The organism is Novosphingobium decolorationis, assembly GCF_018417475.1.
GTDB classification, from domain to species: Bacteria; Pseudomonadota; Alphaproteobacteria; order Sphingomonadales; family Sphingomonadaceae; genus Novosphingobium; species Novosphingobium decolorationis.
In genome coordinates this window covers 4,513,043-4,526,202 of record NZ_CP054856.1, presented here as the reverse complement: position 1 = coordinate 4,526,202, position 13,160 = coordinate 4,513,043, and the positions used below count along the sequence as shown (strand labels likewise).

Below are 13,160 nucleotides of genomic sequence, written 5' to 3'. Positions count from 1 at the left end.
TCGGCCCCGAATTAACAAGAATGAAGTCAAAAAAGAGGTTCCGAGGGCCATCGCCCTCGGGCTCCCCGAACGGGCGACCTCACCGTTCTCGGCCAACGTAGCGCGACGAAGGTGAGGTAGCCAGTTCGGGGGTCAAGGGGTAATAACCCCTTGAACAAATACGTCTTTCACCCTGCTTCCGCCAACAACGAAAAACGCCCGAGGACTAAGCCCCCGGGCGTCTATCCTGGTTCTTCACCGCAGGACGCGGCGAAGGAACAATCAGCCGGCCAGCGCGGCCTTTACCGCGGCAATCGCCTCGGCGCCCTTGGAGCCGTCCGGGCCGCCGCCCTGGGCCATGTCGGGACGGCCACCGCCGCCCTTGCCGCCCATCGCGGCAACACCGGCGCGCACCAGTTCCACGGCCGAGGCCTTGTCCTTGAGATCGTCGGTGACGGCGACCGCAATCGCGCCCTTGCCCTCGTTCACCGCGACAATCGCGGCAACGCCCGAGCCGATGCGCTGCTTGGCCTGGTCGAGCAGCCCGCGCAGTTCCTTGGGGTCGAGCCCTTCGAGCACCTGGCCCGAGAAGGTGATCCCGCCCACGTCCTCGTCCGCCGGGCCCGAAGCTGCTCCGCCGCCGCCAAGGGCCAGCGCCTTTTTGGCTTCGGCCAGTTCCCGTTCCAGCTTCTTGCGCTCGTCGAGCAGGGCCACGACGCGCTCGGTCACTTCGTCGGGCGTCGTGCGCAGCGCCGAGGCCGCGGCCTTGAGCGCTTCCTCGCGGGCGACGAGCCACTGGCGCGCGCCCTCTCCGGTCAGCGCCTCGATACGGCGCACGCCCGAGGAGACGGCGCTTTCCGAGACGATGCGGAAGAGGCCGATGTCGCCAGTCGCATTGACGTGGGTGCCCCCGCACAGTTCGACCGAGTAGGAGCGCTTGCCATCGGTGCGGCCCATCGAGAGGACGCGCACTTCATCGCCGTACTTCTCACCGAAGAGCGCCATGGCGCCCGCCTCGATGGCATCGTCCGGGGTCATCAGGCGCGTCATCACGCCCTCGTTCGCGCGGATTTCCGCGTTCACTTCGGCTTCGATGGCGGCGATGTCCTCATCCGAGAGCGCCTTGGGGTGCGAGAAGTCGAAACGCAGGCGGTCGGCCGAGACCATCGAGCCCTTCTGGGTGACGTGATCGCCCAGACGGTCGCGCAGCGCCTGGTGGACCAGGTGCGTGGCCGAGTGGTTGGCACGGATCGCGTCGCGGCGCGCGACATCGACCGACATCAGCACCGAATCGCCCAGCTTGATCGTACCGGCCGTAACCGTGCCCGACATGGCGTGGAGGCGACCCAGGGGCTTCGCGGTATCCTCGATGGTGATCGCAAGATCGCTGCCCGGAACCGCGCCGGTGATCGTACCCGCATCGCCGACCTGGCCGCCCGATTCGCCGTAGAACGGGGTCTGGTTGGTCAGCACGGTGACCTTCTCGCCCGCCTTCGCCTCGGACACTTCCTTGCCATCGACCAGCAGCGCGACAACGCGGCCCTCGCCGGTGGTGGCGGTGTAGCCGGTGAACTCGCTCGCCCCTTCGCGCTCGGCGATGTCGTACCAGATTTCGGCGTCGGCGGCCTGGCCCGAACCCTTCCACGCAGCGCGCGCGGCGGCCTTCTGCTGGGCCATCGCGGACTGGAAGCCCTCTTCGTCGACCGAAATGCCGCGCGGGCGCAGCGCATCGACGGTAAGGTCATAGGGGAAGCCGTAGGTGTCGTAGAGCTTGAAGGCGGTCTCACCCGCCAGCGTCGCGCCCTCACCCATGTCGCCGGTCGCCTCGTCGAGGAGCTTCAGACCGTTCGACAGCGTGCGGCGGAACTGGACTTCCTCACGCTCCAGCGTTTCCTCGATAAGGGGCTGCGCGCGGCCGAGTTCGGGGAAAGCCTGGCCCATTTCCGCAACGAGCGCGGGCACGAGGCGGTGCATCAGGGGATCCTTGGCGCCCAGCAGGTGCGCGTGGCGCATGGCGCGGCGCATGATGCGGCGAAGGACGTAGCCACGCCCCTCGTTCGAGGGCAGCACGCCGTCGGCAAGAAGGAAGCTGGTCGAGCGCAGGTGATCAGCGATCACGCGGTGGCTGGCACGCTGGTCGCCCTCGGCCTTCACGCCGGTCAGCCCTTCCGAGGCCGCGATGAGGTTGCGGAAGGTGTCGATGTCGTAGTTGTCGTGGACACCCTGCATGACGGCAGAGATGCGCTCCAGGCCCATGCCGGTGTCGATCGACTGGTTGGGCAGGTTGCCGACGATCTCGCCGCCCGCCTGCTCGAACTGCATGAAGACGAGGTTCCAGATCTCGATGAAGCGGTCGCCGTCCTCTTCCGGGCTTCCCGGAGGGCCGCCCCAGATGTGATCGCCATGGTCGAAGAACACTTCCGAGCACGGGCCGCACGGGCCATCATCGCCCATCGTCCAGAAGTTGTCCTTGGTCGGGATGCGGATGATGCGGTCATCGCCCAGCCCGGCAATCTTCTTCCAGAGCTCGGCCGCTTCCTCGTCGGTGTGGTAGACGGTGACGAGCAGCTTCTCCTGGGGAAGCGCCCATTCCTTCGTCAGCAGCGTCCAGGCGTTGAGGATCGCCTCTTCCTTGAAATAGTCGCCGAACGAGAAATTGCCGAGCATTTCGAAGAAGGTGTGGTGACGCGCGGTGTAGCCCACGTTGTCGAGGTCGTTGTGCTTGCCGCCGGCGCGCACGCACTTCTGCGAGGAGGTCGCGCGGGTGTAGTCGCGCTTTTCCTGGCCCGTGAACACGTTCTTGAACGGCACCATGCCGGCGTTCACGAACATCAGCGTCGGGTCGTTGTACGGGACCAGCGGCGCGGACTGGACCTGTGCGTGGCCCTTGGATGCGAAGTAGTCGAGAAAGGACCGGCGGATATCGTTCGTCGTCTGCATGCAAGCGCCGATAAGCTACCCGGGCGGGGTCGGCAAGACGCTGCGTGCGGTCAGACGGTTCGTTTTGGGCGATGAAACGGGGTTTTGTGCGGTGGGAGTGGAGACACTGCTGCTTCGGACACTCCTTACGAAGGCGGGAATCCCGTTAACGGAGTTTCCTCAGCTCTTCGAGAGCGACATCCAAATTCTCAGACATCATCGTTATCGAGGTCTTTATCGGCGAAGGTATAGGCTCTCCATTGTAAATCAAAGTTGATCCAAGCTCCAATCTCGTAAGTGCCAATCGAAATTCAGGATCGATCGTCTCAATTTGAGAGATTCGCGAACTGAAGTTGCGAACACACGTCGCATATACCCCCAGCTCCCGACGGAGTTGCGGCTTATTTAATTTCGCGGAATCACCGATCAGCTCGGACGCAGCGCTATGGAGCCTTTCCGCAAGGCTGATACAATCTTCGATCAAACGTGATCTGCGAACAGCTTCGAGTTCTGCCTGCTGGTCTTCTATCCTATCGGCACGCTTGGACTGACTGATCGCGATCCACGAAGCCGCAAAGACTGACAACAGACCGCCAGCTGCAGAAATCCACGCTGGCAGATCTGAACTCACTCAGCGGCATCCCGCACGAAGTAGCTCGCCAGTTCGACGTGGGTGGACCAGCGGAACTGGCCGACGGGGCGCAGTTCGACGAGGCGGAAGCCTGCCTCGATCAGGCGCGCGCCGTCGCGTGACCAGCTCGACGGGTTGCACGAGATGTAGACCACGCGGTTCACGCTCGAATCCGCGATGCACTCCACCTGCTCGCGCGCGCCGGCGCGGGGCGGGTCGAGGAGGACGGCTTCGAACTTGGACAGTTCATCGGCCATGAGCGGGTTGCGGAAAAGATCGCGGTGGGCGCTGAAGACCGGGCACTGGGCGCGGTCGGCGCCCGACTTGCCGGCAAGATGCACGTCGCGCGCGGCTTCGGCGGCAAAGACCTTGCAGGTTGGCCCCGCCAGCGCGAGGGCGAATGTGCCAAGGCCGGAGAACAGGTCGGCCACGGCGGCCGCATCGCCGATCCATTCGCGCGCGGCCGAGACGAGCGCGTCCTCGCCGTCCTTGGTCGCCTGAAGGAAGGTTCCGGGCGGAAACGGCACCGGCGTATCGCCCAGCGTCACAGTGACGGGCGCGGGCTCCCACACGGTCTCGTAGCCATAGCCACCGTCCATGGTGAGGCGCGCGAGGCCGTGGCTTTGCGCGAAGTCCAGCATCGCCTCGGCCGCGGCCAGGCCCTCGGCGGTGAGGCCCTTGACGCCCAGGTCCACGCCCTGGTCGACCAGCGTCATCTCGATGTCGCAGGCCATGCGCGGCATCGCGTTCGGAGAGGACTTGGCGTTCTTGCCCCCCTTCCCGCGCGGGCCCTTCTTGACCGGCGCGGCCTTGCCCATGGTGATGAGCAGCTTGCGGATCGGGCCCAGCAGCGCGGTGATCTCGGGGACGAGAACCGGGCACTCCTCCAGCTCGACGAGCCGGTGCGACTTGGCTTCCCGAAAGCCGATGACGATGCGCCCGCCCGAGCTTTCGGCGCGCAGCGACGCACGGCGGCGCGCGCCCGGCGGCGAAAGATAGGGCGCCGTAATCGTCTCCGCGCCCAGTTCCTGAGAGGAGGAGGCGTTGGCCACGCGCGCCTCGACGAAGCCCTCCAGCGTTTCGGCATCGAGCTGCTGGAGCTGGCAGCCCCCGCAGCGTCCGAAGTGCTTGCAGGCTGGCTCGATGTGGTGCGGTCCCCATTCGAGGGTACCATCGGCGCGCAGGATATCGCCCGGCGCCGCGCCCCAGGCAAAGCGGCCCGAGGCGGTTACACCGTCGCCCTTGGAGGCGATTCGCAGGATTTCTTCGTTTTGCTCGTTCACAGGCAGGCCGCTAGCGCAGCCTGTATCGTTTCGGCAAGCTGCGATGCGGTGAAAGGCTTGGGCGCAAGCCGCGCGGCCTCGCCGTGGAGCCATACGCCCTCGCACGCTGCCACGAACGGATCGAGGCCCGTCGCAAGGCGGCTGGCGATGGTACCCGCGAGCACGTCGCCGGTTCCCGCGGTCGAGAGCCAGGCCGAGGCGCGCGGTGCGCAGGCCAATTGCCCCTCCGGCCCGGCGATCACCGTGTCCGGCCCCTTGGCGACAATCACCATGCCGCTCGCGCGGGCCAGCGCCACGGCGCGTTCGATGCGGGTGGTGCCTTCCTCGCACGCAAACGCGCGTTCGAGCGCGACCAGTTCGCCCTCGTGCGGGGTGGCGATGAGCGGCGCGCTGCGTTCGGCGAGAAGGCGCGGGCCCAAGAGCACCAGCGCATCGGCGTCGAGGACAACCGGCACCGGATCGGCCAGAGCAATGGCCAATCGTTCCCGCGCCGCGCCGTCGCGGCCAAGACCGGGGCCAACCAGAATCGCGGCGTTGCGGTGGTCGGAGAGAAGGTCCGAAACAGGTCCGGTTTCGACGACAAGATCGCTCGGGCAATTGCGCTTGTCGGCGGCGAAGAGCTTGACGTAGCCCGCCCCGGCCCCTTGCGCGGCGGTGCTGGCAAGGATCGCCGCGCCCGGCATCGCGCCGCCCACGACCGCAAGCAGCCCGCGCGTGTACTTGTGCGCGTCGGCCGGGGGGGCCGCAATCTCCGGCCGCGCGATGGCCTGCGCCGCGTCCGCAACCGGCGTCACACCGATGGGTACGAGCCGAAGTGCCCCCATGCGCGCGCTTGCGGGCATCAGGAAGTGCGCAAACTTCCACGCGCCAAGCGCGAGGGTCAGGGTGTAGGCGGGCAGATCCTCGTTCAAGAGCAGGCCGGAATCGGACGCAATGCCGCTGGGCATATCGACCGCGACCGCCTTGGCATGGCGCGCGGCAAGATTGGTTACAAGCTCGCGGTGCGCGTCCTCCAGCGGGCGCGAAAGGCCGCTGCCGAAAAGGCAATCGACGAAGACCTCGCCGCGCGGAAGGTCGCCCTCACCCTCGTGCACCTCGCCCTGGTAGAGCGCGCGGGCGATCTTCGCCGCTTCGGTTGCGGGCGCCATCGGCGCGATGACCACGACCTGGCCGCCGCGCCGCCGCAGGCTTTCGGCGATGACATAGCCATCGCCGCCGTTGTTGCCCGGCCCGCACAGCACGCTCACCGCATTGCCGCCCGAGACGCGCCAGACCCAGGCCGCCGCGCCCTGCCCGGCCCGCTGCATCAGTTCATCGACCGAAATGCCGTCAGCGATCAGCGCCTCTTCGGCGGCGCGCATCTGCGCAACGGTCAGGATCTGGTCGGAGGAGGCGTAAGTATCAACGTGGGTCATGGCTCTTCATCGTTACCGGAAAGAGATAGCGGTCGGCCCCCAGCGTCACTTCCATACGGTCCTCGCCCAGCCGCGCGACGATGGCGTCAGCCCCGTCGCTGGGGGCAAGCCCGGATCCATCGGTCTGGACGTCGAACCGGCGAAAGCCCCCATCGGGGTGGCGCACCACGAGGGTGAGGACACCGCCGCGCACCACGCGCTCGACCGCGCAGACGGGTTTGAGCTCTGTCGCCCCCGCCAGCGCGCAGGGGATGTGCTCCTCGCCCTCGGCCACCTCGGGCGGCGTATCGGAGGAGGAACAGGCCGCAAGCCCGCCCACGGCAAGCAGCAGGGCAATCATGCCCCTGCCGCCTGCCCTGGACCGGCTGCGTGCCATGCGCGTTATCCTCAGCCGCGCTTGAGCTGGGTGACGTCGCGCACCGCGCCCTTGGCGGCGCTGGTGGTCATCGCCGCGTAGGCCTGCAGCGCGGCGGAAACCTTGCGCTTGCGCGGGTGGACCGGCGACCAGGCGTCCGGCCCGCGGGCGTCCTGCGTGGCGCGGCGCGCGGCCATTTCCTCGTCGCTCACCATCAGGTTGATGGTGCGATTGGGGATGTCGATCTCGATCGTGTCGCCGTTCTCGACAAGGCCGATCTCGCCGCCCTCGGCCGCCTCGGGCGAGACGTGGCCGATGGAGAGGCCCGAGGTGCCGCCCGAGAAGCGCCCATCGGTGAGGAGCGCGCAGGCCTTTCCGAGGCCCTTCGACTTGAGGTAGCTCGTCGGGTAGAGCATTTCCTGCATGCCCGGCCCGCCGCGCGGACCTTCGTAGCGGATCACGACGACGTCGTTTTCCTTGACCTGGCCGCCCAGGATCCCGGCCACGGCCGCGTCCTGGCTTTCGTAGACGCGTGCGGTGCCGGTGAACTTGAGGATGCTCTCGTCCACGCCCGCCGTCTTCACGATGCAGCCATCGCGCGCGATGTTGCCGAACAGCACGGCAATGCCGCCATCCTGGCTGAAGGCGTGCTCCTTCGAACGGATCACGCCGCCTTCGCGGTCAAGGTCGAGTTCCTTCCAGCGGTTGGCCTGGCTGAACGCGGTCTGCGTCGGCACGCCGCCGGGCGCGGCCTTGTAGAAGTTCTGCACGCTTTCATCGTTGGTGCGGCTGATGTCCCAGCGGTTGAGCGCATCGCCCAGCGTCCGGGCGTGGACCGTCGGGCATTCCGAGTGCAGCAGGCCCGCGCGGTCAAGCTGGCCCAGGATCGCCATGATGCCGCCTGCGCGGTGCACGTCCTCCATGTGGACGTCGGCCTTCGCGGGCGCGACCTTGGAGAGGCAGGGAACCTGGCGCGAGAGACGGTCGATGTCGGCCATCGTGAAATCGACGCCCGCTTCCACGGCGGCGGCCAGAAGGTGCAGCACGGTGTTGGTCGAACCGCCCATCGCGATATCGAGGCTCATCGCGTTCTCGAAGGCTTCGAAGCTGGCGATGGCGCGCGGCAGGACGCTCTCGTCATCCTGCTCGTAGTAGCGCTGGCACAGGTCGACGGCGAGACGGCCCGCTTCCTTGAACAGGCGCTCACGGTCAGCGTGGGTGGCGAGCGTCGAGCCGTTGCCCGGCAGCGAAAGGCCCAGCGCCTCGGTCAGGCAGTTCATCGAGTTCGCCGTAAACATGCCCGAGCACGACCCGCAGGTCGGGCAGGCCGAACGCTCGATCGCGGCGACTTCCTCGTCGGAATAGCTCTCATCGGCCGCGGCAACCATCGCATCGACGAGATCGAGCGCGGTTTCCTTGCCCTTCAGCGTCACCTTGCCCGCTTCCATCGGGCCGCCCGAGACGAAGACGACGGGGATGTTGATGCGCATCGCGGCCATCAGCATGCCCGGCGTGATCTTGTCGCAGTTGGAGATGCAGACCATCGCATCGGCGCAGTGCGCGTTGACCATGTACTCCACGCTGTCGGCGATGAGATCGCGGCTGGGCAGCGAATAGAGCATGCCGTCATGGCCCATGGCGATGCCGTCATCGACCGCGATGGTGTTGAATTCCTTGGCGACACCGCCCGCAGCCTCGATCTCGCGCGCGACCAGCTGGCCCAGGTCCTTGAGGTGGACGTGGCCCGGCACGAACTGCGTGAACGAGTTGACGACAGCGATGATCGGCTTGCCGAAGTCGCCATCCTTCATGCCGGTCGCACGCCACAGGCCACGCGCGCCTGCCATGTTGCGGCCGTGGGTCGACGTGCGGGAACGAAAGGCGGGCATGGGTACACTCCGAAAGGTCTGGCCAGCTGCCTGGCCGCAAGGTCTGGGCTATGCGCGCCGGGACGATCTCCCGCGCGCGGATCATGGGGCGCCCCTACGCCAAAAGGTGGAGCGCCGAAAGGCATAAAATTTCACACGAAGGGCCGAAGGCTTGCCGGATCGTACACAAGCCCCCTACCACCACCGGGCCCCGTGCCTAGCTCTCGGGCGCGTCTCCGAAGCGGTTGGGGCCCGCCGTCCCGGGCAGCGCCAAGAAAATCAGCAGCGTTGCCAGCGCACCCAAGTAGCCCAGGTTCGACAGCATCAGGAGCGCGAAGCGACCAAATCCCGGCACCTCCCCCTGCCGCGCGGCGGAAAACAACGGATAACTGAGGGCAAGTCCCATGACATAGAATGGAACCGGAAGGAGCGCCCAGCGGCCCGTCCGGTTGCCGTCATGGAGCCGCCGCACCACCGCCGCCCCAAGCAGGATGACCGCAATCAGCGTCGCGACGGCCCCCAAGGTGAGCACCGCGGCCATGTCGGGCATGAATTCGGGGTGCGCCCCCTCGATCTCTATGCGCACGTGCCCCGGCCCGCGCGAGATCGTGGAGCTTTCGGGATGTTCGCGGGCAAAGCGCTCCATGCGCGCGAATGTGGCGGAAAAGATCGGCACGGCCACTGCGGCGGCCAACGCGACAAGGCCTGCAGCGACAAGCGCGAACCACAGCCAGAAGCTGCGCTGCCCCTCACGCCCGGAGAGACGCCCCAGGTTGCAAATATGATAGGCTATCATGGATGCCCCTCGTCCGATGCAAGGCAGGGTTAGCGGGCCCCGGCTGCACCGTCCAACGCTTTCGCATTCCTAGGGAATGTCGCGCATTTTGCATCGCAGCAGATAGTTCGCTATCCTTCCTCCATGGAACCCGTCGATCGCCTCGTACTGGAACCGGAAGAGCAGGAGTGGCTGGACCTTGCGCGGGTCTGGATCAAGGGCCACTTCGCCAGTGATCCCGAAGATGCCTATTCCTCGGTTGACGGAAAGCTGGCCGTGGTGCGCGCGAACCTTGCGCAAGGCTGGGTCGGCCCCGACGACACCTGGAAACTGCAGTCGCTGGGCATCGCGATGGGCGATGCGCTCGCGCAGGATCTCATGCTCGACTGGGTGACCATCGACGACGAGTTCGGACGCCAGCCCGCGCTGCACTGGCCGGGCACCTCGATCGTGTGCTTTCCCCTCACCATGATCGCCCAGCGCGTCGAAGAGGGCGAGCATGTCGATATCGACACCATGTACGAGACGACCCGCGTGCAATTGAACGAAATAGCGTTCTCGGGCGATGTCGAATAGGCATTGCGATATACCGGCACTTGTATTTTCGCATGCTTCGTGTATATAAGGCGTCAAGTCGCCAATAATCGCGGTGACGATTGCCGAGACATCTCACGATTTCGGCTTTCCCCTCTCGCCAGTTGAATTTGCCCTGGAGCCAAGCTCCTCGCAGATTTTTCATCTGCCACGGCAACCACTTGGCGACAGACGCGTTCACAACACGCCGGAGCCTGATCCACCCGGACAGCTCCACCTTCCAGCGGACGTTCCGACCGTTTGCGCAGCGCTTTGCGTGCCCGACCGCACCAGATGGGTCCATCCCGGTTCGGCTCGGTCTTGCAACACAGCTGCAAACAGGCTGTCATCCAAACGTCCACGAAGGCTGCTACACAGTCCTTGAAGACACCCGCGCCCGACACGGCGCACAGACCATTGAAGAAGGAGGCAGGACGAACCTGCCGCACGAAACGAATATGAAGTACAAGAACATGCACCTCGAGAGGAACTCCGCCCTGCCCCACCACCGCGCGATGGTTCGCGCCAGTGCGGCGCAGGATTCCAAGGGCAGCCCCGCGCTGATCCCGACGTCCGAACTCCAGCGGCTCGTCGCCGGGATGGTCGACTGACCAGGCCCAGCACCTGCCCCCTCGGACACAGCCGCTTCATCCGCCCATCCCGCCCCGCCAACCAGGAGAACACGACATGGACCTCAACAAGGCCTACGCCGCGCACCAGCGCGCCCTGATGGCGGCGGGCATGGCCACCGACCCGCAGGCGCGCCGTGAACGCCTCGCCGATGCCGCGCGCATCGCGACACGCATCGGCAGCTTCCAGCAGGACCTCGGCGCCGCCGCGGCCCAGGCCTGGATGCACACGCCCAGCGCCGCACCGGCCCACCTCGAAGCCGGCCTGCACGGCGCCGCCGCGCGCTAACGCACGGCCGGAACCTGCAAAGACCAGAAGACGCGGACGGCCCGACCGGCCCCCGCGTCGCTAGCGGCACGCCCTGACGCAGTATCATAAGGCGCCGGAAGCACGACTTGCCGGCGCCTTATTCGTGCCGTCTGCACACCCGCCTAGTACAGATCGCTGCGCAAGCGGCCGGAATGGCGCGCCTCCTCGAGCCAGTCCTCGGACATCGATGCACGCAGAACCGCAAGCGCGGCCTCTCCCATGGCAAGCCGACCGCACAGCACCACGGCCCCAGCAGGGGTCAGGAAATCGCGAAGATCGGCGCTGTTGGCGGCAAGGATGTCGGGAACGCGCACACCGTCCTGACGCGAGAGAGCCAGATCGAGGCGGTGAAAGCGGCCCTCCTCGTGCCACGCGCGCATTTCGCCAAAAAGACCGGAGGCATCCGCCTCACCCCGCTCACCAAAGATGAGCCAGCACGCCCGGCCACTCGCCATGGCCTCGAGCAGGTGCGGGCGCAGCCCCGCCCAGCCCGAGCCCGCGCCGATAGCCAGGAGTGGGCCTGTTCCCGGCGGTGGCCGGAAGCCCGCATGAGCGCGTATCCGGGCGCGGACACGGCCCGTCCCCACAGGCAGCGAGGTCAGCAGCCCCGAACCGCGCCCGGGCACCCCCTTGTCGATCACACGGCGCACAAAGAGAACTAGCTCCTCTCCGCCGCACCGGTTGGCGATCGAATAATCCCGCAGGTGCCCATCGGGCGTATGAAGTTCGAACAGGTCGCCGATGCCCCACGCGGGAAGGAGGCCATCTTCGGGGCGCAGGGTCAGGCGAAACAGACCTTCGCTCGCGCCTGTTTGCGCCCCCTCGCCGACGGGCCCGGCCACGCACGCACGCGAGTCGATCCGCCATTCGCGCGGCGCGCTATCGAGTTGACCTTCGGCCATACCCCCGACACCTTCGCGCCGCAGCACCGCGTCCCACTGCGCCAGGTCATCGGGGGCAAGATCGTCCACCGTGACATAGGCGGTCACCTCGGCAGCCATGGCCTCGCACCAGGTCCTGAGGCGCTCCCCGAAGGCGCAGAAGTGCGTATAGCGTCGATCCCCCAGCGCCAGGATGGCCACCTGCACTCCGGTCAGATCGACGTCGTCCTCTGCAAGAGCGCGGTCAAGATCCCCCGCATCGTCGGGCGCATCGCCGTCGCCACTCGTCGCGACCACGAAGAAGACCCGGTCTGCTCCGGCAAGATCGGCCAGGTCGAGACGGTTCGCACACACGAGCCGCGCCTCCGGGTCCACACGAAGCACGGCCGCGTGCGTCGCCTCGGCTATTTCCTGCGCATGCCCGGTCTGGGAGGCGTAGACGACGAGGTGGGATGCCCCGCCAAGCGCCACGCGCGGGCGCTTGCGCAGGCACAGCCAGGTCAGGCCCAGCCATGGAGCGATCAGGGCAGCGAGAATGAGCCAGTCGGTGAAGGTGTCACGCATGGGCCGGAAATGTCCTCAAGGCAGGAGCGCAAGGGTGCGGTGGCAGGCGATCAGCCCCTCGGGGAAACACGAACATGGCCCAGCTCGCGGTGGCCCTGCGCGGAGGCGGCACGGACCTGACCGCCCCGGATGACAACGGGCACGTTCACGACTTCGCGGCCCGCCTTCTCGCGTGCGGCCTCGACCACAAGTCGGTAGGTGCCGTCGCCCAGCCCGGCGAGGCCCTTGATCGCGATGGTATGGCGTCCCGCCGCGCGGGTAGGCGCGGAGATGCCGTCCGCCGGCATGGTCATGTCCCGCCCGCGCTTGCGCCACCACGTGCGCAGTTCAGAGAGCCAGCGCGACCCGATTCGGCTCTGGTCATGGAGTACCGCAGAGACCGCCAGGGGCTTGCCGCTGGCCTCCTCCAGCCAGGCCGCAAGGTAGGGCTTGCGATAGTTGGGGTCCGAAACGCGGGGAAGCTCAATCGTGACCGCCCCGCTCTGCGCCTGAACACCGGCAGGAAGCGTGAATGCGGCCGCCGTCAGGGTCGTGGTGGCCAGGGTGGTCTTACGCATCGAATTGCTTTCCTTGAATTTTTGGTGAAGCCGGAGCGGTGCGGAGGCGCGGAATGCCCCGGCCGAACATGGCGTGGAGACGCCCGGGTGCCCCGCTGCCGTTCTCACCCAACTGGCGCGGCCCACCCTTAATATGCAAATGCGAGTCACTTGCATTAATGCAAGGTAGCTATCCAGAGCTGGAATTGAAGTCAACGTCCAGCCGGCCCACGGCGCAGCAGACCCACCCGCCTGAGCCTGTCGCAATTTCGGTGCGACGCCATCACTTGGGCCCGGCAGCTACCTCCCGAATACTTCCCGGCGGCTCCTAACAGCGTGACGCGCGAAAGCGGGCCCTGGTATTCGCGCCTCCTGCAAGACCGGCTTCGTCGGGAGCTCCCGGCACCAGCCCAGCCGATTGGGCAATCGCCATAAATGCTCT

The 13,160-nt window shown here is 66.7% G+C and carries 12 protein-coding genes; 3 read left to right on the top strand and 9 right to left on the bottom strand.

What is annotated here, in order from left to right; all coding sequences use genetic code 11:
* Nucleotides 1–261: 261 nt before the first annotated feature.
* The 7 genes from alaS to HT578_RS20915 form a co-directional block, all read right to left on the bottom strand.
* A complete protein-coding gene (alaS, locus tag HT578_RS20945) occupies nt 262–2,919 on the bottom strand; it encodes an alanine--tRNA ligase (RefSeq protein WP_213501319.1) in 2,658 nt (885 codons plus the stop codon).
* A gap of 145 nt (nt 2,920–3,064) precedes the next feature.
* Complete coding sequence (locus HT578_RS20940) at nt 3,065–3,529, bottom strand: hypothetical protein (RefSeq protein WP_213501318.1); 465 nt, start codon at nt 3,527–3,529, stop codon at nt 3,065–3,067.
* Nucleotides 3,526–4,812: a class I SAM-dependent RNA methyltransferase gene (locus HT578_RS20935; RefSeq protein ID WP_239026396.1), complete on the bottom strand. Its 1,287-nt coding sequence runs from the start codon at nt 4,810–4,812 to the stop codon at nt 3,526–3,528. Before HT578_RS20935 ends, HT578_RS20940 begins: the two co-directional genes overlap by 4 nt.
* Nucleotides 4,809–6,227 (bottom strand): NAD(P)H-hydrate dehydratase, encoded by a 1,419-nt coding sequence (locus tag HT578_RS20930; RefSeq protein ID WP_213501316.1) that lies wholly within the window; start codon nt 6,225–6,227, stop codon nt 4,809–4,811. Before HT578_RS20930 ends, HT578_RS20935 begins: the two co-directional genes overlap by 4 nt.
* Entirely contained in the window at nt 6,214–6,603 is a 390-nt protein-coding gene (locus tag HT578_RS20925) for a hypothetical protein (RefSeq protein WP_239026395.1), read from the bottom strand. Before HT578_RS20925 ends, HT578_RS20930 begins: the two co-directional genes overlap by 14 nt.
* Before the next feature lie 11 nt (nt 6,604–6,614).
* On the bottom strand, nt 6,615–8,471 hold the full coding sequence (gene ilvD / locus HT578_RS20920; protein WP_213501315.1) for a dihydroxy-acid dehydratase: 1,857 nt from the start codon (nt 8,469–8,471) through the stop codon (nt 6,615–6,617).
* Nucleotides 8,472–8,667: 196 nt separating this feature from the next.
* Complete coding sequence (locus HT578_RS20915) at nt 8,668–9,246, bottom strand: DUF805 domain-containing protein (protein WP_213501314.1); 579 nt, start codon at nt 9,244–9,246, stop codon at nt 8,668–8,670.
* Nucleotides 9,247–9,369: 123 nt separating this feature from the next.
* Here HT578_RS20915 and HT578_RS20910 point away from each other — a divergent pair, with 123 nt between their 5' ends.
* The 3 genes from HT578_RS20910 to HT578_RS20900 all read left to right on the top strand — a co-directional run bounded on the left by HT578_RS20910 (nt 9,370) and on the right by HT578_RS20900 (nt 10,716).
* Nucleotides 9,370–9,801, top strand: coding sequence for a DUF3806 domain-containing protein (locus HT578_RS20910; RefSeq protein WP_148625794.1), 432 nt, complete (start codon nt 9,370–9,372; stop codon nt 9,799–9,801).
* 455 nt (nt 9,802–10,256) lie between these two features.
* Complete coding sequence (locus HT578_RS20905; RefSeq protein WP_159108113.1) at nt 10,257–10,409, top strand: hypothetical protein; 153 nt, start codon at nt 10,257–10,259, stop codon at nt 10,407–10,409.
* Nucleotides 10,410–10,485: 76 nt separating this feature from the next.
* Nucleotides 10,486–10,716: a hypothetical protein gene (locus HT578_RS20900; protein WP_213501313.1), complete on the top strand. Its 231-nt coding sequence runs from the start codon at nt 10,486–10,488 to the stop codon at nt 10,714–10,716.
* 143 nt (nt 10,717–10,859) lie between these two features.
* Here HT578_RS20900 and HT578_RS20895 read toward each other — a convergent pair whose 3' ends face one another.
* Together HT578_RS20895 and HT578_RS20890 are read right to left on the bottom strand one after the other, a co-directional pair.
* Nucleotides 10,860–12,182, bottom strand: coding sequence for an NADPH cytochrome P450 oxidoreductase family protein (locus HT578_RS20895; RefSeq protein WP_213501312.1), 1,323 nt, complete (start codon nt 12,180–12,182; stop codon nt 10,860–10,862).
* Between the two features lie 50 nt (nt 12,183–12,232).
* On the bottom strand, nt 12,233–12,739 hold the full coding sequence (locus HT578_RS20890; protein WP_039394476.1) for a DUF2271 domain-containing protein: 507 nt from the start codon (nt 12,737–12,739) through the stop codon (nt 12,233–12,235).
* Nucleotides 12,740–13,160 lie beyond the last annotated feature (421 nt).

Excerpts from the sequence above, each read along its gene's own strand:
- HT578_RS20930 (WP_213501316.1), bottom strand. The coding sequence starts at position 6,227 with ATGACCCACGTTGATACTTACGCCTCCTCCGACCAGATCCTGACCGTT.
- HT578_RS20915 (WP_213501314.1), bottom strand. The coding sequence starts at position 9,246 with ATGATAGCCTATCATATTTGCAACCTGGGGCGTCTCTCCGGGCGTGAG.
- HT578_RS20890 (WP_039394476.1), bottom strand. The coding sequence starts at position 12,739 with ATGCGTAAGACCACCCTGGCCACCACGACCCTGACGGCGGCCGCATTC.
- alaS (WP_213501319.1), bottom strand. The coding sequence starts at position 2,919 with ATGCAGACGACGAACGATATCCGCCGGTCCTTTCTCGACTACTTCGCA.
- HT578_RS20910 (WP_148625794.1), top strand. The coding sequence starts at position 9,370 with ATGGAACCCGTCGATCGCCTCGTACTGGAACCGGAAGAGCAGGAGTGG.
- HT578_RS20905 (WP_159108113.1), top strand. The coding sequence starts at position 10,257 with ATGAAGTACAAGAACATGCACCTCGAGAGGAACTCCGCCCTGCCCCAC.
- HT578_RS20900 (WP_213501313.1), top strand. The coding sequence starts at position 10,486 with ATGGACCTCAACAAGGCCTACGCCGCGCACCAGCGCGCCCTGATGGCG.
- HT578_RS20925 (WP_239026395.1), bottom strand. The coding sequence starts at position 6,603 with ATGGCACGCAGCCGGTCCAGGGCAGGCGGCAGGGGCATGATTGCCCTG.
- ilvD (WP_213501315.1), bottom strand. The coding sequence starts at position 8,471 with ATGCCCGCCTTTCGTTCCCGCACGTCGACCCACGGCCGCAACATGGCA.
- HT578_RS20895 (WP_213501312.1), bottom strand. The coding sequence starts at position 12,182 with ATGCGTGACACCTTCACCGACTGGCTCATTCTCGCTGCCCTGATCGCT.